The sequence below is a fragment of the Shewanella sp. GutDb-MelDb genome, assembly GCF_002836075.1.
GTDB lineage: Bacteria > Pseudomonadota > Gammaproteobacteria > Enterobacterales > Shewanellaceae > Shewanella.
The window spans coordinates 1-622 of sequence record NZ_PJBM01000085.1 but is presented as its reverse complement, the minus strand read 5'-3'; the positions used below and the strand labels follow the sequence as shown (position 1 = coordinate 622).

The following is a 622-nucleotide window of genomic DNA, read 5'->3' as shown; positions in this document are numbered from 1 at the left end:
CCGTGAATAACTGGTCAGATAGAGGGGTTGTTGAGCAATGGCATAAGCTTTTTAACGGTACCACATTGACTCAAAAGTTTGCTAAAGGTGAAGTGATTGATGAACACCTAGTTGCTCAGTTAAAGCACCAAATAGCGATTTACCGCTCAAGACTCAGTGATATCTCATGGTTCATGAGATGCTTGAATGAACCAATAGCCAGACAAGCCAATCTTGAAGATAACTGCACTGGGCATTTTTGGGAAGGGCGGTTTAAATCTCAAGCACTTTTGGATGAGGCCGCAGTGCTGGCTTGCATGGCCTATGTCGAACACTTTTTGCCAATAGATAGGCCAATCCGTGCGATGATGGCGCAAACGCCAGAGCAATCAGACTTCACCAGTTTAAAACTAAGAGTCACCGCAGCGCTTAAAGGTCAACAACCGAGCAAGCTATTAGCCTTTATTGGCAACGAGCGAGAGCACCAGCCAAAAGGTATTGCTTTCTCGCTGAAAGACTACCTTGAACTGGTTGATGAAACAGGCAGGGTTATCCGTAACGATAAGCGTGGCGCGATATCTTCGAGTGCAGCAAGGATTTTGAGCCGATTAAATATCTCAGTGGCAAATTGGGTAAAAATCAC

1 pseudogene is annotated in these 622 nt (G+C 45.2%); it reads left to right on the top strand.

What is annotated here, in order from left to right:
* Positions 1–2: 2 nt before the first annotated feature.
* Positions 3–622, top strand: a pseudogene (locus tag CXF82_RS01450) (transposase); the annotation flags it as partial.